Source organism: Leifsonia sp. Root227, assembly GCF_001428745.1.
Classification (GTDB): Bacteria; Actinomycetota; Actinomycetes; order Actinomycetales; family Microbacteriaceae; genus Leifsonia.
Genome location: NZ_LMIO01000002.1, coordinates 863,283 through 880,374, shown reverse-complemented (window position 1 = coordinate 880,374; position 17,092 = coordinate 863,283). Strand labels below are relative to the sequence as shown.

Sequence of the window (17,092 nt, the reverse complement as noted above, 5' to 3'; positions counted from 1 at the left end):
CGCTAGCCGATGGTGGCGCCGAACAGCAGGCCGAGCAGGTAGGTCGCTGCGGCCGCCCCGTAGCCGATCGCGAGCTGCCGCAGCGCCCGCTTGAGCGGCGAAGCGCCGGACAGCAGCCCGACGATCGCGCCCGTCCCGAGCAGGACGATGCCGACCAGCACGGAGGCGACGATCACGGCCGTCGTCCCCTGCAGCCCGAACAGGTACGGCAGGATCGGGATGAGCGCGCCGGAGGCGAAGAAGCAGAAGCTCGACACCGCGGCGTTCCAGCCCTTGCCGACCGCTTCGTGCTCGTCGACCACCTCGCCGACCACCGGGATGGGGGCCGTCTCCACCGCGTGCGCGTGGAGGCGAGCCAGCACCGTGTCTGCGTGCGCCTTCGCCTCGTCGGGGGCCATCCCGCGCGCCCGGTAGACCAGGGTGAGCTCGTTGGCGTCGACATCGAGGTTCGGGAGCGCTGAACTGGTCTCCGGGTTGGGGCTGGATGCCTGCAGCAATTCGCGCTGCGAGCGCACGGACACGTACTCGCCTGCGCCCATCGACAGCGCCCCTGCGAGCAGGCCGGAGATGCCGGTCAGCAGCACAACGTGGTTCGCGACGCCGCTCGCGCTGATGCCGAGCACGAGCGCGAGGTTGCTGACGAGTCCGTCGTTCGCCCCGAACACCGCTGCGCGGAAGGTGCCGGACAGCCGCTGCCTGCCTCGCGCCGCGAGTGCGCGGACGACCTCCTCGTGGATCTGCTCGTCCGCTGCCATCTGGGGCGTCGCATCCGCGTCGTCGCTGTAGGGGGAGCGCGCCTCTGCGCGCTGCGCGAGCGCGAGGACGAACACGGAGCCGAAGCGCCTGGCGAGGAAGCCGAGCACGCGGGTGCGGATGTCACCGCGCAGCGGGCGGCCGACGTCGTCGCCGAGGAGGGTGAGCCAGTGCTGCTCGTGCCGGCCTTCCGCGTCGGCGAGGGCGAGCAGGATCTCGCGCTCCTCGCCCGTGCGGCGGCCTGCGAGGTCGCGGTAGACGGCGGCCTCAGCGCGCTCGTCCGCGAGGTAGCGGCGCCAGCGCCGGATGTCGGCCTGGCTCGGCTCGCGCGGCGGGGAGGCGGGGGAAGAGGCAGTCGTCATAACGATTCGACAGTCTATGTGACGGGCTGTCCGGAGGCGCCGGTGGTGCTGGCTGTGCCGGTGGTGGCGGCTGCGCCGCTCGCGCCGGCGAACCGCTCGCCCCACACCCTGGCCAGCTCCGCGACCTCCGCCGGAGCGAGGATCTCGAACCGTGCATCCACCGCTGCCAGCCCGAACAGCGCCCACTCCGCGCTGTCCGCCGCCATCCGGATGCGCGTGGTCGCCGCATCCACCGCCTCGGTCGTCGCCCACCGGCCGATCCTGCTTTCGACCAGCTCGACGGGCGCGTGCACGATCGCTTCGATGGCGAGCGTCTCCGCCGAGGCGCCCAGCGACGCGGTGACGAAGGCAGCAGCGTCCTCCGCCGGGAGCTCGCGCGGGCGGAACCGCTGGCCGGTCGGATGCGGTTCTGCGAGCCGGTCGAGCCGGAAGCTGCGCCAGTCGAACCGGCCGAGGTCGTATGCGACCAGGTACCAGCGGCGCTCGACCGACACCAGCCGGTGCGGTTCGACGCTGCGCTCGGTGCGCTCGCCGTCCCGCGCGGTGTACACGAAGCCGATACGTTCCTCGTCGCGGCAGGCCTGCGCGATCACGGTGAGCACTTCGGCATCGACCGTCGGGCCCTGGCGGATGGCGCCGGCGACGGTGGCGGAGCGGAGCGCATCCACGCGGCGGCGCAGCCTCGACGGCATGACCTGGACGACCTTGGCGAGGGCGCGCACCGAGGCGTCCTCGATTCCTGCGATGCCGGACTGCGCGGCCGTGCGGAGGCCGACGGCGAGGGCGACTGCCTCCTCGTCGTCGACGACGAGCGGCGGGAGCGAGGCGCCTGCGGCGAGCTGGTACCCGCCGTCGACCCCGCGGCTCGCATCCACCGGGTAGCCGAGCTCGCGCAGCCTGTCCACGTCGCGGCGCAGCGTGCGCACGGACACCTCGAGTCGCTCTGCGAGTTCCGGCCCCGGCCAGTAGCGGTGTGTCTGCAGGAGCGCAAGCAGTTGCAGCGTCCGCGATCCCGTCGTGCTCATGCCCCCATCCTCCTCCGATTCCGGCCACTTCCCGTCCCCAATCCCGCCCCCTGATCGTCGAGCCGGGACGTGTGCACGCCCGATCCCGGCGTGTCGCGTGCATGACTCCCGGCTCGATGATCAGGGGGCGGGGGAGAGGAGAAGGGGAGCGGCGCCGGGGCGGGAGAGGGTGAGGATGGCCTCCGCGACGTGCGGGTCGGCCTCGAGGGCGCCGCCGATCGCCACGAGGTCGGCGGCGACGTCGGACTCGCGGTCGTTGCCGACCAGATCGACCGCCGCCACCACGTAGATCCGCTCCGGGCCGACGAACTCCAGGTGCAGGTACGTGACCGTCTCGACCTCCGGATGCGCGAGCAGAGCGGACAGCACCGCCTGCGTCACGCGCTCCGGCGCCTGCTCGCCGAGGAGGAATCGCCTGTTCCTGTCGATCAGCACCAGCGCTACCACCGCCAGCAGCACGCCGACCAGGATCGAGCCGATCGCGTCGTACACCGCGTTGCCGGTCAGCTCGTGCAGCAGCAGGCCGAGGAAGGCGATCACCAGGCCGATCAGGGCAGCGGAGTCCTCGAAGAAGACCGCGCGCAGCGTCGGGTTCGACGTATTGAACACGTGCGCCAGCGTTCCGGTGCCTCGCTCGTCCGCACCGCGCCTGGCCTGCCGGTACGACTGGATGAACGAGAAACCCTCGAAGACGAACGAGACGGCGAGCACGAGGTAGGCGATCCCGTAGTCGGCGCCCTTCTCCTCGTTTCCCAGTTCGGACACGCCGTGCGTGATCGACACCACCGCGCCAGCGGTGAACAGCCCCACCGCCGCGAACAGCGACCACACGTACGCTTCGCGCCCGTACCCGCCGGGATGCGCGGCGTCGCGCGGGCGCACAGAGGAGCGTTCGGCCTGCAGCAGGAAGATCTCGTTGCCCGCATCCGCCCAGGAGTGCGCGGCTTCTGCCACCATCGACGCCGACCCGGTGAGCACCGCAGCGATGGTCTTCGCCACGGCGACGACCACATTCGCGCCGAACGCGATGACGACGGTGAGGAGGCTCGACGATTTCGGGGTGTCAGGCATAGCCGCAACAGTAAACCGCCCCGAGGAATCGCGGAGCCGCAAACGACGAAACCCCGGTCTTTCGACCGGGGTTTCATTCTGTGTCCGAGGGGGGACTTGAACCCCCACGCCCTATACGGGCACTAGCACCTCAAGCTAGCGCGTCTGCCATTTCCGCCACCCGGACAGGTGTTTCATTCCAGCGACCGAACCGGCCGCCGAAGAAAGACATTAGCACGAAAACACCTGCGGCTTTGACTCGGCCGAGCATCCCGGGCGTGGCGCGTTCGCTGCGTTGGCACCGTCCCGTCTCGCCGGTAGCGTTGAGCGCATGACGGATGCCTTGAGCGACGAGCAGCTGGACGAAACGGCGGTCATCGCCCGCGATCTGATCCGCTTCGACACCACCAACTTCGGTGAGGGGAAGTCGAACGGAGAGGCCGACGCGGCGGAGTATGTCGAGGCGCGCCTGCGGGCGATGGGCCTCGAACCACGGATGTTCGACTCCGACCCCGGCCGCACCAGCGTCGTCGCTCGCGTTCCCGGCCGGAACGCCGCCAAGCCGGCACTCGTCGTACACGGCCATCTGGACGTCGTCCCAGCCGACCCGCGCAACTGGACCGTCGACCCCTTCGGCGGCGTCATCAAGGACGGCCTGCTCTGGGGTCGCGGCGCCGTCGACATGAAGAACATGGATGCGATGATCCTCACCGCGGTCGGCGACCTGCTGGCGGCGGGGGAGCAGCCGGAGCGCGACCTCGTCGTGGCGTTCTTCGCCGATGAGGAGGACGGCGGCCGTCGCGGCTCGCACTTCCTGGTCGACAACCACCCCGAGCTGTTCGCCGGCGCCGCCGAGGCGATCAGCGAGGTCGGCGGATACTCGATCGACCTCGACGGCCAGCGCGCATACCTGATGCAGACGGGCGAGAAGTCGCTCGTCTGGATCAAGCTGATAGCCCGCGGCCGCGCTGCACACGGCTCCCGGCTGGTGCGGGAGAACGCGATCACCAGACTCGCCGAGGCTGTCGTGGCGATCGGCCGCCGCGAGTGGCCGATCCAGCTCACCGACACCACCACGCAGCTCCTCGCGGAGGTCTCGCGCATCCTGGACATCGATCCGGAGCAGGTCGGTCCTGACGAGGTCGTGCTGCGCACGGGGACGGCGGCCGGCTTCATCCTGGCCACGCTGCGCACCACCACCAACCCGACGCTTCTGGACGCCGGGTACAAGCACAACGTCATTCCGGATACCGCGGAAGCGCTCATCGACATCCGCACGCTGCCCGGCGAGGAGGACGCCGTGCTCGCGCAGGTGCAGGAGATCGTCGGCAACGACATCGAGATCAGGATCATGCACCGCGACGTCGGCCTGGAGGCGGCGTTCGGCGGCCCGCTGATCGACGCTATCGTCTCCACCATCGGCGAGCACGACCCTGGCGCGCCCGTGCTGCCCTATCTGCTCTCCGGCGGCACGGACAACAAGGCGCTCAGCAAGCTCGGCATCACCGGCTACGGCTTCGCGCCGCTCCAGCTTCCGAAGGAGCTGGACTTCCCCGGGATGTTCCACGGCGTCGACGAGCGCGTTCCGCTCGACGCGCTAGTGTTTGGCAGGTCCGTCCTGCGCGACCTCCTCCGCAGCTACTGACCTTCGCGGCCTCCGCCGCAGCCAGCCGTTCAGCATCACTTCCGAAAGCACCGCATGGAATTCATCAACGCCCTCATCCTGGGTCTCGTCCAGGGGCTCACCGAGTTCCTCCCGATCTCGTCGAGCGCGCACATCCGCATCGTCGGGGAGCTGCTCGGCACGGGAGGCGACCCCGGGGCTCGGTTCACCGCGATCATCCAGCTCGGCACAGAGGCCGCCGTGCTGCTGTACTTCTGGAAGGACATCGTCCGGATCGTCGGGCAGTGGTTCCGTTCGCTGTTCGGCAAGGTTCCCCGCAACGATCCGGATGCGCGGATGGGCTGGCTGGTCATCATCGGCAGCGTGCCGATCGTCGTCCTCGGCTTGTTCTTCCAGGACGCGATCGAGACCACCTTCCGCTCGCTCTGGATCGTCGCGGCGACGCTGATCGTGTTCGGCATCCTGCTCGGCGTGGCCGACTACGTCGGCAGCAAGACCAGGAGGCTCAAGGAGCTCACCTGGGGCCACGGCATCATCTTCGGCCTGGCCCAGGCGCTCGCGCTCATCCCCGGCGTCTCGCGTTCCGGCGGCACCATCACGGCCGGACTGTTCATGGGCTACCAGCGCAGGGCAGCGGCGCGGTACTCGTTCCTGCTCGCGCTCCCCGCCGTGTTCGGCAGCGGCTTCTACCAGCTGTACAAGTCGATCAAGGAGCCGTGCACGCAGGCTCTCGCCGCGGCCAACACTTGCACCGTCGAGGTCTTCGGCCCGCTGGAGACCGCGGCGGCGACCGTCGTCGCGTTCGTGGTCGGGCTCGTCGTGATCGCCTTCTTCATGGGCTACATCTCGCGCCGCAGCTTCCTGCCGTTCGTGATCTACCGCATCGCCCTCGGAGCGCTCCTCATCGTCCTGCTCTCCACCGGGGTGCTCGCCGCCTAAAGAATCGAGTCCGAACTTGTTCAGCCGACACGCCGGGCGTGGAGCTGAACAAATCCGGACTCGATGGTGTGGGTGAGGGAGCCGGCAGGGTCAGGAGCGCCAGGGCTCGTCAGGAGCGCCAGGGCTCGTCGGGGCGGCCGCCGGCCTGGCCGTCTCTGCCGTCTCCGCGGCGGCGGAGGTAGCGCTCGAACTCCTGCGCGATCGCCTCGCCGCTCGCCTCGGGGGAGTCGACGGTGTCGCGCGCCTGCTCGAGCTGCTCGATGTACGCGGCCATCTCGTCGTCGTCTGCGGCGAGCGCGTCGATCCCCGCCTCCCAGGCGGCGGCCTCGTCGACCAGTGTCCCGCGCGGAATGGTCACATCCACCAGCTCTTCCAGCTTGTCGATGAGCGCGAGCATCGCCTTCGGGCTCGGAGCGTTGTGCACGTAGTGCGGGACGGACGCCCAGATAGTGACGGTCGGGATACCGACGCCCTCCGCGCCCTCCGCGATGGCGCTCAGGATGCCGACGGGGCCCTCGTAGGTGGAGCGCTCGATCGACAGCTCGGCGCGCACAGCCGCGTTCTCGCTCGACGCGAAGATGGAGATCGGCCTGGTGTGCGGAACGTCTGCGAGCATCGCGCCGAGGAAGACGATCACGCCGATGTCGGCGGCGAGTGCCGCATCCAGGATCTCGGCCGTGAAGCTCTTCCAGCTGCGGGACGGCTCCGTGCCGAGCAGCAGGTAGATGTTGCCGACGTTGTCGCCACTGACCCGCACAGCGTCTCCGGCGAGGTCGCCCGCCAGATCCTCCGCTGCAGCGCCGGGGTTCGCAGGGCCGTACATCACCGCGGACGGCCAGATGAGGTGGCGGTGCCCGTCGTCGTCCGCGACCACCGGCCGGTTGAACTGGAAGTCGAAGTACAGCTCGGGGTCGACCTCGGAGACGGGCACGACGTCGAGAACGTCCTTGAGGGTCTTGACGGCGCCGCTCGCTGCCTCGCCTGCGTCGTTCCAGCCCTCGAAGGCGACGACCAGGATGCGGCCGCCGAGGAAGTCGTTTCCGTCAGTCACAGTGGATGTACCTCTGTCCTCTCCAGACGACCGTGCGGACGCCATCCATCCAGGATAGGCCCGCCGGTCACCGTTAGACTTGTGGCCCGTGACCTCACTGACTCCTCCGAGCCCGCCGGCCGCCGTTTTCTGGGACATGGACGGCACCCTCGTCGACACCGAACCGTACTGGATGGCCTCCGAAGTGGAGCTCGTCTCCTCCTTCGGCGGCGTCTGGACCCACGAGGACGGCCTCCAGCTCGTCGGCCTCGGGCTCTGGAACTCCGCAGAGATCCTCCGTGCGCACGGCGTCGACCTCAGCGCGGACGAGATCGTGCAGTGGCTCACGAACCGGGTGCAGCAGAAGCTCGACACGGACGGCGTTCCGTGGCGGCCAGGGGCGCGCGAGCTGCTCGCCGACCTGCGTGAGCGCGGTATCCCGACCGCCTTGGTCACCATGTCGGTGCGCAGGATGGCGGAGCAGATCGTCGCGAAGATCCCGTTCGATGCGTTCGACGTGATCGTCAGCGGCGACGAGGTGACGGAGGCCAAGCCGCATCCGGAGCCGTACCTTCGCGCTGCGGAACTGCTGGGCGTCGACCCTGTGGATGCTGTCGCCATCGAGGACTCGCTGGTCGGCCTCGCCTCCGCGGTCGCCTCCGGAGCGGCCACCATCGGCGTTCCGCACATCGTCGCGCTCCCGGAGAGCGCAGAGCACACGCTGTGGGAGTCTCTCTCCGGCAAGACAGCGGACGACATCGCCGCTGTCGCAGCGAAGGGAGCGCTCCTGTGAGCGACCAGCAGGCTGGCCAGCAGCCGTACACTCCGCAGCCGCAGAACAGCGGCCCGTTCCGCGCAGGCGACCGCGTGCAGCTCACCGGCCCGAAGGGCAAGCTGAACACCATCACGCTCGAGCCGGGCAAGGTGTTTCACACCCATCGCGGCATCCTGGAGCACGACGCGATCATCGGCCTGCCAGACGGGTCCGTCGTGTCGAACAACGTGGGCGTCGAGCACCTGGCGCTCCGCCCGCTGCTCAGCGACTTCGTGATGTCGATGCCGCGCGGCGCCGCGATCATCTACCCGAAGGACGCGGCGCAGATCCTGTCGCTCGCCGACATCTTCCCCGGAGCGAACGTGGTCGAGGCCGGCGTCGGCTCCGGAGCGCTCTCGCTCTGGCTGCTGCGCGCCATCGGTCCGAGAGGCACGCTGCGCTCGTTCGAGCGCAGGGACGAGTTCGCCGACGTGGCGCGAGCGAACGCAGCGACCTTCCTCGGTCACGACCCGGAGAACTGGACCGTCACGGTCGGCGACCTGCAGGATGCGCTCCCCGAGGCCGTCGAGGAGCAGAGCGTCGACCGCGTCGTGCTCGACATGCTCGCGCCGTGGGAGTGCCTCGACGAGGTCACGGCCGCGCTCAAGCCCGGCGGCGTGCTGCTCTGCTACATCGCCACGGTGACGCAGCTCTCGCGGGTCGCGGAAGCGATCCGCGCCTCCGGCGACTACACCCACCCGCAGTCGAGCGAGACGATGGTCCGCGGCTGGCACGTCGAGGGTCTCGCCGTTCGTCCAGACCACCGGATGATCGGTCACACCGGATTCCTCATCACCGCCCGCCGCCTTGCGCCGGGTTCCGTGCTGCCCGAACTGAAGCGCCGGCCGTCGAAGAGCGACTACAGCGACGACGACGTCGAGGCCTGGACGCCAGGCGCGCTCGGCGAGCGGCAGTCCAGCCCGAAGAGCCTGCGCAAGCGGGTGCGGGCGGCGGCAGCGAGCGCCGAGCTGTCGAAGGCGCGGACCGCCGAGGCCGCAGCGGCGGACGACGCGGCGCACGAGGACGACCCCACCATCAACTAGCATGGGGAGCCGGAGACCTCCGTGTCATCCGACAACCCCACCGATCGCACCGAAAGAGGACTCGTGCGCAGAGCTACCGCACTCGTCGTAGCAGCAGGACTGCTGGCCGTCACGCTGACGGGATGCTCGTCAGACCCGAACGCGAACTGCGACACCGCGCTGAAGTCGGGCACAGCATCGAACCTCATCACGGCGACGGGGGCGGTCGGTTCGAAGCCGAAGATCAGCTTCCCGACGCCGATCGACACCACGACCTCGCAGGCGACGACGCTCGTCACCGGCAAGGGCGACAAGGTCCAGAAGGGCCAGATGGTCGAGATCCAGTACACGCTGCTGGACGGCGAGTCCGGTTCGACGATCGGGCAGAGCTCTTTCGCGAAGAGCCAGCCGACCCTCATCCCGGTCGGGAAGAGCGGCGTCCCTGGCATCGACAAGGGCCTGCAGTGCGCCACCGTCGGCTCCCGCGTGGCGATCGCCATCGCGCCGAAGGACAGCGGGCAGGACGGCACCACCAGCTCGGGCGTCGCCGTCATCGACGTCGTCGGCTCCTTCCTGCCGAGGGCGAACGGCGCTGTGCGTCCGTCCGTCTCCGGCTTCCCGACCGTCGTGCTCGCCCCGACCGGGCAGTCCGGCATCACCATCCCGTCCGGTGGGGCCCCGACGAAGGTCCGCAGTGAGACGCTCAAGGCGGGCGACGGGGCAACGGTCAAGAGCGACAGCTCTGTCGTGCTGCACTACACGATGGTCGGCTGGGAGAACAAGAACCTCGTCTACAGCACCTGGAACTCCGGCGCGCCGGACCTCGTGCTGATGAAGACCGGCCAGAGCAACGCCAACCAGGTGCTGCCGCAGGCGATGCTCAAGGAGCTGGTCGGCGCGAAGGTCGGTTCGCAGCTCGTGATCGAGATGCCGGCGGACTCCAGCGTTCCCGCCGGAGCGTGGGTCGTCGACGTTCTCGGGGTCCTGTAGCCGATTAGGATGGACGGGTGCCTCCGTCCTCGTCCTCGCCTTCCCGTGTGCCGGTCGAAGAGCGCCTGTTCAGCCTGGTGCTCGCGCTGCTCGCGACTGAGACGGGCCTGACCAAGAACGAGATCCTGTCCACGGTCCAGGGCTATCGTCAGCGCTACGTCGGTCATGGAGACAACAGCAGTCTCGAGCGGCAGTTCGAGCGCGACAAAGACGATATCCGCGAACTCGGCGTGCCGCTGGAGACGGTCGAGTCTCCCGGCGATTCCGGCAACAATCAGCTCCTGCGCTATCGCATTCCCAAAGGGGCATACGACCTTCCTGCCGACGTGGTGTTCTCCCCGGAGGAGATCACGCTGCTCGGTCTGGCCGCCACGGTCTGGAAGGAGGGATCGCTCTCCGGCGAGTCCCGCAGGGCCCTGATGAAGCTGCGCTCGCTCGGCGTCGAGGCCAATGACCCGATCGTCGGTTACGCGCCGCGGCTGCGCGCGCGAGAGAGCGCGTTCGAGCCGCTGAACCAGGCGCTCGAACGCAACGCCATCGTTCAGTTCCCCTACCTCAAGCCGGGGGAGAGCGCGTCCAGGATCAGGACGGTCGCGCCGCTCGCCATCGTGCAGCACCAGGGCCGCTGGCACCTGCAGGGCATCGACCAGGACGCGCACGGCTCTCGCACGTTCCTGCTGTCGCGGATGGTCGGCCCCGTCAAGGTCACGGCGCGCACTTTCGTGCCGGACGGCTCCGACTTCGCGGCCAAAGCCCTCGCCGACCTCGAACGGATCTGGGCGGACAACGTGGCGACCATCGAGGTGACGGCCGGCACGGACGCGGCGACGCGTCTCGGCAAGCGCTACGGAGACGCGGTGCCTGTCGCAGGCGACGGAGAGTCGTTCCGGCTCACGGTCAACTACTCCGACATCAACATCGTCGCCGACCAGCTGGCGAGCTTCGGTCCCGAGGTGCTCGTGCTGGCGCCCGAGGTGCTGCGCCAGGCTGTCCGCGACCGCCTGGTGGCCACGGCGGCCGCCCACGAGGGGAGCGATCGTGGCTGAGCGCCGCAAGCAGCCGATGCAGGCGCAGGACAAGCTCGCCTTCCTCCTGGCGCTCGTGCCGTACCTGATGGACAGGGACAGGGTGAGCGTCGCAGAGGCGGCGGAGCACTTCGGCGTCGACGCGTCCCAGCTGCGGGATGCGGTGCGACTGATCGCCGTCTCCGGCGTCCCCGGCGAGACCAACCAGTACCAGCCGGGCGACCTGTTCGACATCGCCTGGGACGACTTCGAGGACAACGATCAGATCGTTCTCACCCACCAGGTCGCCATCGACGACTCGCCGCGCTTCTCGGCCAGGGAGGCGGCCGCGCTCATCGCGGGACTGCAGTACCTGTCGGCGCTCCCGGAGAACGCCGATCGCGACGTGATCGGCTCCCTGATGGCGAAGCTCGCGCGCGGCGCGTCTGCCGCGCCGAGCCAGGTCGCGGTCGCCGGCTCAGCGACCGACGCCACCCTCGCCACGATCAGGGATGCGGTGGCGAGCGGCACGCAGCTCGACTTCGACTACCTCAACTCGCGCGGTGAGCGGGAACGGCGCCGCGTCGACCCGCTGCGCATCGAGTCGATCGACCAGGACTGGTATCTGCGCGGCTGGGATCACCTGCGCACCGCCATCCGCACCTTCCGCCTCGACCGCATCGACGACCTCCGCGCGACGGACGAGCCGATCACCTACCGCCCGGGTGACGTCACCCTGCCGGAGACGCTGTTCGAGGGAACACCGGACGATCTGCTGGTGACCATCGAGGTGTCCGCGTCCGCCGTTCCGCTGGTCGAGGACTACATCCCGGACGGGGCGCCCAGGCAGGAGCACGACGGTGTCGTGCGCACGAGCGTGCGCGTGGCCCACTTCCACGGGCTGAAGCGGCTGGTCGCCGGCCTGTCCGGCGTCCTCACCGTCCTCGACCCTCCCGAGGCCCGCGCGGTCGTCGCGGCCTGGGCCACCGCCGGAGCGGATCGCTACCGGGCGGATGGCAACCGGTAGGTAGGCTGGGGTCATGCCGTGGTGGTCGTGGGTGGTGATCTGGGTCGTGCTGGTGCTCGGCCTGCTCGGGATGCTCGCGTTCTTCGCCGTCCACCTGTTCCGCAAGCTCATGGCCGCCGGCAGGGAGGCGTCTGCGCTGATCGAGAAGACCGAGGTGCTGAGCCGCCGCGTCGACGACCTGAACGAGGCCGTCTTCCACCCCGCGGTGCTCGCCGATGTCTCCGTGTTACGCGACGAACGCGAGCAGGCGAGGGCGGACAAGGCGGTTGCGAGGCAACTTCGCAGGGATGCGAGGGTGAGACGCGGTAAACTACTGGTCAATGCCGATCCACGTCGGTACACATACTTGATCAAAAGGGATTGACTCATGCTCGGCGGCCTGACCGGATGGCACCTGCTCATCATCCTCGCAGTGATCCTGCTGCTCTTCGGCGCGCCGAAGCTTCCTGCCCTCGCCAAGAGCATCGGCCAGTCGATGCGCATCTTCAAGGGCGAGGTCAACGAGATGAAGAAGGACGGCGACAAGCCGGACGCTTCGTCGCAGACGCCGGCTGACGGCGGCACCACCGCCTCGCCTGAGACGCACACGAAACCGTAGTCGGTGGCCTCCACCAAGCGAGGCAAGAACCGCGAAGGACGGATGACGCTCGCCGAGCATTTCGTCGAGCTTCGCAAACGCCTCTACCGCTCTGCCATCGCGCTGCTCGTCGGCGCCGTCGCCGGCTGGTTCCTGTCCGGCTACCTGCTGGATGCGATGCGTGTCCCGATCACGCAGATCGCCACCCAGCAGGGCCGCGTCGCGACGCTGAACTACGACAGCATCACCGGCGCGTTCGACCTGAAGATGCAGATCGCGATCACGATCGGCGTGATCATCTCCAGCCCGGTCTGGCTCTACCAGATCTGGTCGTTCTTCGTCCCCGCTCTGAGCCGCAAAGAGCTCAAGTACGGACTTGGCTTCTTCTTCACCGCCGTGCCGCTGTTCCTCATCGGCGCATACGTCGGCTGGCTGCTCGTCCCGCACATCGTCTCGTTGCTCACGAGCTTCGCGCCGTCGGACGACTCCGCGATCATCTCCGCGAAGACGTACTTCGACTTCATCCTGAAGCTGTCGCTGGCGGTCGGGGTTGCGTTCGTGCTCCCGGTGTTCCTGGTGCTCCTGAACTTCGTCGGGGTGCTGAGCGCATCCTCGATCATCAAGTCGTGGCGCTGGGCGATCATTCTGATCGCCCTGTTCACGGCCATCGCCACTCCCGCGGCGGATGTGCTCTCGATGTTCCTGCTCGCCGTTCCCATGGTGGTGCTGTATCTGGCGGCCTGGGGCGTTGCGTGGCTGCACGATCGGCGGGCGGCCAAGGTCGCGTCACGCCTGGAGGCGGAACTGGCCGCATAGCGGGGATGCGCGGCATAGGCTTGCGCGTGTGACCGATCAGCTGTCCCCGGCCGAACGCTATGCGGCGTCGCGCACGCGCACGCGTCAACCGCTCGTCGAAGCATTCCGCGAACGGCTCAGGTTCGACCTCGACCCGTTCCAGCGCGAGGCGTGCGCGAGCCTGGAGGCTGGCAGAAGCGTGCTCGTGGCCGCCCCGACCGGAGCAGGCAAGACCATCGTGGCCGAGTTCGCGGTGTTCCTGGCGATGCGCGAGGCGAACGCGAAGGTCTTCTACACCGCGCCGATGAAGGCGCTCAGCAACCAGAAGTTCCAGGAGCTGGTCGAGGAGTACGGTCCGGAGTCCGTCGGCCTGCTGACCGGAGACACCAACATCAACTCGCACGCCCGCATCGTCGTGATGACGACCGAGGTGCTGCGCAACATGCTCTACGCGGACTCCGACCTGCTCGCCGACCTCGCATACGTGGTGATGGACGAGGTGCACTACCTCGCCGACCGGTTCCGCGGCGCCGTGTGGGAGGAGGTCATCATCCACCTGCCCCAGGCGGTGCGGATGGTCTCGCTGAGCGCCACGGTGTCGAACGCGGAGGAGTTCGGCGACTGGCTGCAGGCGGTGCGCGGCGACACGGACGTGATCGTGTCTGAGGAACGTCCCGTTCCCCTGGAGCAGCACATCCTGATGCGGTCGAAGCTGATCGACCTGTTCGACTCGTCCGGCCTCGCCGCGACCAACCGGGTGAACCCGGAGCTGGTGCAGATGGCGCGCTACGGCGGACGTGTGCTGAGCAGCAGGCAGATGCGCGACGTCGGCCGCTACCACTCCCGCGGCGGCCGCCCTGACACCTACCGGATGGACAGGGCCGACCTGGTCAAGCTGCTCGGCGAGCACAACCTGCTCCCTGCCATCTTCTTCATCTTCAGCCGCAACGGATGCGATCAGGCCGTGCGCCAGACCCTCCGCTCCGGCGTGAAGCTCACAGAGGCGCACGAGCGCGACGAGATCCGGGCGATCGTCGAGGAGCGCTGCAGGACCCTGCTGGACGAGGATCTGGCCGTTCTCGGCTACTGGGAGTGGCTGGAGGGGCTGGAGCGCGGCGTCGCAGCGCACCACGCCGGGATGCTTCCCGCATTCAAGGAGGTCGTGGAGGAGCTGTTCCGGCGCAAGCTGGTCAAGGTCGTGTTCGCCACGGAGACCCTCGCGCTCGGCATCAACATGCCGGCCCGAACGGTGGTCTTGGAGAAGCTGGAGAAGTTCAACGGCGAGGCGCGCGTGCCGATCACGCCGGGGGAGTACACCCAGCTCACCGGCCGCGCCGGCCGCCGCGGCATCGATGTGGAGGGGCACTCGGTCATCCAGTGGCAGGACGGCCTCGACCCGCAGGCCGTCGCTTCGCTCGCCTCCCGGCGCAGCTACCCGCTCAACTCCAGCTTCCGGCCGACGTACAACATGGCCGTCAACCTCATCGACCAGTTCGGACGCGAGCGCACCAGGGAGATCCTGGAGTCGTCCTTCGCGCAGTTCCAGGCCGACCGCGCCGTGGTCGACCTGGCGCGCAAGGTGCGCCAGCAGGAGGAGTCGCTCGCCGGCTACGAGAAGGCGATGACGTGCCATCTGGGCGACTTCCGCGAGTACTCCGGCATCCGGCGCGAGCTGAGCGACCTGGAGCGCAAGGGCGCGTCGATGGAGCACGCCTCCCGCGCCGACCGCGACAAGCGGCAGCGCAGGCTCACCGCGCTGCGCAAGCGGATGAAGGAGCACCCCTGTCACCGCTGCCCTGACAGGGAGAAGCACGCGCGCTGGGCGGAGCGCTGGTGGAAGCTGAAGCGCGAGACGGACGCGCTGAGCGCGCAGATCCGGTCGAGGACCGGAGCAGTGGCCAAGGTGTTCGACCGCGTCTCCGACGTGCTCCTGGAGCTCGGCTACCTGACCCGCGAGGACGACGTCACAGCCCTCACCGTGCACGGCCGGACCCTGAAGCGCATCTACGGCGAACGCGACCTGCTCGTGGCCGAGTGCCTGCGCAGGAACATCTGGAACCAGCTGGATGCGCCGAGCCTCGCCGCGATGGCGTGCGCGCTGGTGTTCGAGCCGCGCCGCGACGAAGGGCTCGCGCACGAGCGCTCCCTCCCGCGCGGTGCGTTCCGGCCCGCGCTGGACAAGACCATCGACATCTGGAGCCGTCTCGACGACCTGGAGAGGGAGAACCGGCTGGCGGGCAGCGAGCCGCCGTCGACCAGTCTCGCGATGGCGATGCACGCCTGGGCGAAGGGCACCAGCTTGAACACAGTGCTGCAGGAGGCGGACATGGCAGCCGGCGACTTCGTGCGCTGGACGAAGCAGACCATCGACCTGCTCGATCAGCTCTCTCTCGTGGCCCAGGGGCCGGTCGGGCGCACTGCACGGCAGGCACTCGACTCGATCAGGCGCGGCATCGTTGCTTACTCATCCGTCGCCTAGCATTTCTGCGGCGAACGCCGAACGGCGTCCTCTAAGCTCTCCACTCGTGACCCCCACCCCGCGCGCCGTGCTGCCCCTCTGGCTCGCACTCCTCCTCGCGGCGGGGGCTGGGCCCGTGCTGGATGCGGGATTCCCAGACCGCAGCTGGTGGCCGCTCACCTTCGTCGGCATCGCGATGGTGCTGCTCGCGGTGCGCGGACGACGCGCCGGGTCCGCCTTCCTGGTCGCCTGGCTGGCTGGAGAGTCGTTCTTCCTGTTCCACGTGGCCTGGACGGCGCTGTACCTTGGGCCGCTGCCGTGGGTGGCGCTGTCCACCCTGGAGGCGATCTTCTACGGCCTGGGCGGGATGCTCATCGCTCTCGCGTATCGCTGGGTGCCGCGCGCCTGGCCGACCAGACTCGGCCGCCTCGGGCTGCTGCCGGTGATCGTCGGCGGCCTGTGGACGCTGCGCGAGTACGTGTCCGGCAACTGGCCGTACGGCGGGTTCTCCTGGGGAAGGGTCGCCGAGTCGCAGTCGGAGAGCCCGTTCGCGCCGCTGGCGGCGTGGCTGGGCATCTCCGGGCTGAGCTTCGTGATGGTGTGGCTGGTCGCGCTGCTGATCCAGGTGTGCGTGGAGGTGGACCTGCGCGGCGCGTGGCGTGCATCCATCGCGGTGGGCGCGATCGCCGTCGTGCTCGTCGTTCCTGCCTGGCCGGCGACGACGCACGGAACGACCAGGATCGCTGCCGTGCAGGGCAACGGCCCTGCCGGCTACTTCGACAACGCGCCACCGGATGCGGTGCTCAACTCGCAGATCGCCGAGACGGAGAAGATCGAGGACGAGAAGGCCGACATGGTCGTCTGGCCGGAGGGAGCTGCCCAGCCGGACCCGACGCGCGATCCGCAGACGGCGGCCATCCTGGATGCGCTCAGCAAGCGGATGGACGCCCCGTTCATCGTCGGCACGATCACCGCCCGCGACGACAAGTTCTTCAACACCTCGCTGCTCTGGAAGAGCGGTCAGGGCGCGGTCGACTACTACGACAAGAAGCATCCGGTGCCGTTCGGCGAGTACGTGCCGGACCGGGCGTTCTGGCGGCCGTTCGCGCCCGACCTGATCGACCTGATCGGCCGCGACTACACGCCGGGCACCAGGGACAACGTGTTCGACGTGAACGGCATGCGCGCCGGCATCTCGATCTGCTTCGACATCGTCGACGACCAGCTGCTCACCGACATGATGCAGGGCGGCGCACAGGTCATCCTCGCCCAGACGAACAACGCCGACTTCGGGCAGACGGACGAGAACGAGCAGCAGCTCGCCATCGCCAGGTTGCGGGCGATCGAGTCCGGCCGCTCACTGGTGAACATCTCCACGGTCGGGAGCAGCCAGATCATCGGCCCGAGCGGGCGCACGATCGCGGAGATCCCGCCGTTCAAGCCGGGCCACATGGTCGCGGACGTGCCGCTCGGCACGACCACCACGCCCGCGACGCTGCTCAGCCGGGGCATCGAGTTCCTCGTCGCCGGGCTCGGCCTCTTCGGCCTCCTCGTCGCCTTCGGAGCGCAGAGAAAAGGCCGCCCTCACCGGTGAGGTGAGAACGGCCTGGCGTGACGTGGCG

Annotated in this window: 16 protein-coding genes and 1 tRNA gene; 12 read left to right on the top strand and 5 right to left on the bottom strand. The window is 68.9% G+C overall.

Features of this window, described 5'->3' with window-relative positions; translation table 11 throughout:
• Nucleotides 1–2: 2 nt before the first annotated feature.
• From ASE16_RS09155 to ASE16_RS09140, 4 genes are all read right to left on the bottom strand, one after another.
• On the bottom strand, nt 3–1,115 hold the full coding sequence (locus tag ASE16_RS09155; RefSeq protein ID WP_055893901.1) for a VIT1/CCC1 transporter family protein: 1,113 nt from the start codon (nt 1,113–1,115) through the stop codon (nt 3–5).
• 14 nt (nt 1,116–1,129) lie between these two features.
• On the bottom strand, nt 1,130–2,140 hold the full coding sequence (locus tag ASE16_RS09150; protein WP_055893899.1) for a helix-turn-helix transcriptional regulator: 1,011 nt from the start codon (nt 2,138–2,140) through the stop codon (nt 1,130–1,132).
• Between the two features lie 120 nt (nt 2,141–2,260).
• Entirely contained in the window at nt 2,261–3,211 is a 951-nt protein-coding gene (locus ASE16_RS09145) for a cation diffusion facilitator family transporter (RefSeq protein ID WP_055893897.1), read from the bottom strand.
• A gap of 81 nt (nt 3,212–3,292) precedes the next feature.
• A tRNA-Leu gene (locus ASE16_RS09140) sits at nt 3,293–3,377 on the bottom strand.
• A 144-nt stretch (nt 3,378–3,521) separates the two neighbouring features.
• On the opposite strand from ASE16_RS09140, the gene ASE16_RS09135 reads away from it, so the two are divergent.
• Together ASE16_RS09135 and ASE16_RS09130 are read left to right on the top strand one after the other, a co-directional pair.
• The gene (locus ASE16_RS09135) at nt 3,522–4,835 is read left to right on the top strand and encodes a M20/M25/M40 family metallo-hydrolase (RefSeq protein WP_055893895.1); all 1,314 of its coding nucleotides are present in this window, start codon (nt 3,522–3,524) and stop codon (nt 4,833–4,835) included.
• Nucleotides 4,836–4,889: 54 nt separating this feature from the next.
• Entirely contained in the window at nt 4,890–5,753 is an 864-nt protein-coding gene (locus ASE16_RS09130) for an undecaprenyl-diphosphate phosphatase (protein ID WP_055893893.1), read from the top strand.
• A 109-nt stretch (nt 5,754–5,862) separates the two neighbouring features.
• Here ASE16_RS09130 and ASE16_RS09125 read toward each other — a convergent pair whose 3' ends face one another.
• Nucleotides 5,863–6,804 (bottom strand): proteasome assembly chaperone family protein, encoded by a 942-nt coding sequence (locus tag ASE16_RS09125; RefSeq protein ID WP_055893892.1) that lies wholly within the window; start codon nt 6,802–6,804, stop codon nt 5,863–5,865.
• An 88-nt stretch (nt 6,805–6,892) separates the two neighbouring features.
• Here ASE16_RS09125 and ASE16_RS09120 point away from each other — a divergent pair, with 88 nt between their 5' ends.
• The 10 genes from ASE16_RS09120 to lnt all read left to right on the top strand — a co-directional run bounded on the left by ASE16_RS09120 (nt 6,893) and on the right by lnt (nt 17,064).
• The gene (locus ASE16_RS09120; RefSeq protein WP_268765802.1) at nt 6,893–7,576 is read left to right on the top strand and encodes an HAD family hydrolase; all 684 of its coding nucleotides are present in this window, start codon (nt 6,893–6,895) and stop codon (nt 7,574–7,576) included.
• The gene (locus ASE16_RS09115) at nt 7,573–8,640 is read left to right on the top strand and encodes a tRNA (adenine-N1)-methyltransferase (protein WP_055893888.1); all 1,068 of its coding nucleotides are present in this window, start codon (nt 7,573–7,575) and stop codon (nt 8,638–8,640) included. The genes ASE16_RS09120 and ASE16_RS09115 overlap by 4 nt, the downstream gene beginning before the upstream one ends.
• Before the next feature lie 63 nt (nt 8,641–8,703).
• On the top strand, nt 8,704–9,609 hold the full coding sequence (locus tag ASE16_RS09110; RefSeq protein WP_055894478.1) for an FKBP-type peptidyl-prolyl cis-trans isomerase: 906 nt from the start codon (nt 8,704–8,706) through the stop codon (nt 9,607–9,609).
• Between the two features lie 17 nt (nt 9,610–9,626).
• The gene (locus ASE16_RS09105) at nt 9,627–10,655 is read left to right on the top strand and encodes a helix-turn-helix transcriptional regulator (protein WP_055893887.1); all 1,029 of its coding nucleotides are present in this window, start codon (nt 9,627–9,629) and stop codon (nt 10,653–10,655) included.
• Nucleotides 10,648–11,640, top strand: a complete 993-nt coding sequence (locus ASE16_RS09100; RefSeq protein ID WP_055893885.1) for a helix-turn-helix transcriptional regulator — start codon at nt 10,648–10,650, stop codon at nt 11,638–11,640. The genes ASE16_RS09105 and ASE16_RS09100 overlap by 8 nt, the downstream gene beginning before the upstream one ends.
• 13 nt (nt 11,641–11,653) lie before the next feature.
• Nucleotides 11,654–12,004, top strand: a complete 351-nt coding sequence (locus ASE16_RS09095) for a hypothetical protein (protein ID WP_055893883.1) — start codon at nt 11,654–11,656, stop codon at nt 12,002–12,004.
• A gap of 3 nt (nt 12,005–12,007) precedes the next feature.
• Nucleotides 12,008–12,238 (top strand): Sec-independent protein translocase subunit TatA, encoded by a 231-nt coding sequence (gene tatA, locus ASE16_RS09090; protein ID WP_055893882.1) that lies wholly within the window; start codon nt 12,008–12,010, stop codon nt 12,236–12,238.
• A 42-nt stretch (nt 12,239–12,280) separates the two neighbouring features.
• Nucleotides 12,281–13,033: a twin-arginine translocase subunit TatC gene (tatC, locus tag ASE16_RS09085; protein ID WP_055894475.1), complete on the top strand. Its 753-nt coding sequence runs from the start codon at nt 12,281–12,283 to the stop codon at nt 13,031–13,033.
• A gap of 28 nt (nt 13,034–13,061) precedes the next feature.
• Nucleotides 13,062–15,491: a DEAD/DEAH box helicase gene (locus tag ASE16_RS09080; protein ID WP_055893879.1), complete on the top strand. Its 2,430-nt coding sequence runs from the start codon at nt 13,062–13,064 to the stop codon at nt 15,489–15,491.
• Nucleotides 15,492–15,537: 46 nt separating this feature from the next.
• Complete coding sequence (gene lnt / locus ASE16_RS09075) at nt 15,538–17,064, top strand: apolipoprotein N-acyltransferase (RefSeq protein WP_055893878.1); 1,527 nt, start codon at nt 15,538–15,540, stop codon at nt 17,062–17,064.
• Nucleotides 17,065–17,092: the final 28 nt, after the last annotated feature.

Bases quoted from the DNA above. Each gene is read 5' to 3' on its own strand.
- ASE16_RS09155 (WP_055893901.1), bottom strand. From the start codon at position 1,115: ATGACGACTGCCTCTTCCCCCGCCTCCCCGCCGCGCGAGCCGAGCCAG.
- ASE16_RS09130 (WP_055893893.1), top strand. From the start codon at position 4,890: ATGGAATTCATCAACGCCCTCATCCTGGGTCTCGTCCAGGGGCTCACC.
- ASE16_RS09145 (WP_055893897.1), bottom strand. From the start codon at position 3,211: ATGCCTGACACCCCGAAATCGTCGAGCCTCCTCACCGTCGTCATCGCG.
- tatC (WP_055894475.1), top strand. From the start codon at position 12,281: ATGACGCTCGCCGAGCATTTCGTCGAGCTTCGCAAACGCCTCTACCGC.
- ASE16_RS09095 (WP_055893883.1), top strand. From the start codon at position 11,654: ATGCCGTGGTGGTCGTGGGTGGTGATCTGGGTCGTGCTGGTGCTCGGC.
- ASE16_RS09150 (WP_055893899.1), bottom strand. From the start codon at position 2,140: ATGAGCACGACGGGATCGCGGACGCTGCAACTGCTTGCGCTCCTGCAG.
- tatA (WP_055893882.1), top strand. From the start codon at position 12,008: ATGCTCGGCGGCCTGACCGGATGGCACCTGCTCATCATCCTCGCAGTG.
- ASE16_RS09135 (WP_055893895.1), top strand. From the start codon at position 3,522: ATGACGGATGCCTTGAGCGACGAGCAGCTGGACGAAACGGCGGTCATC.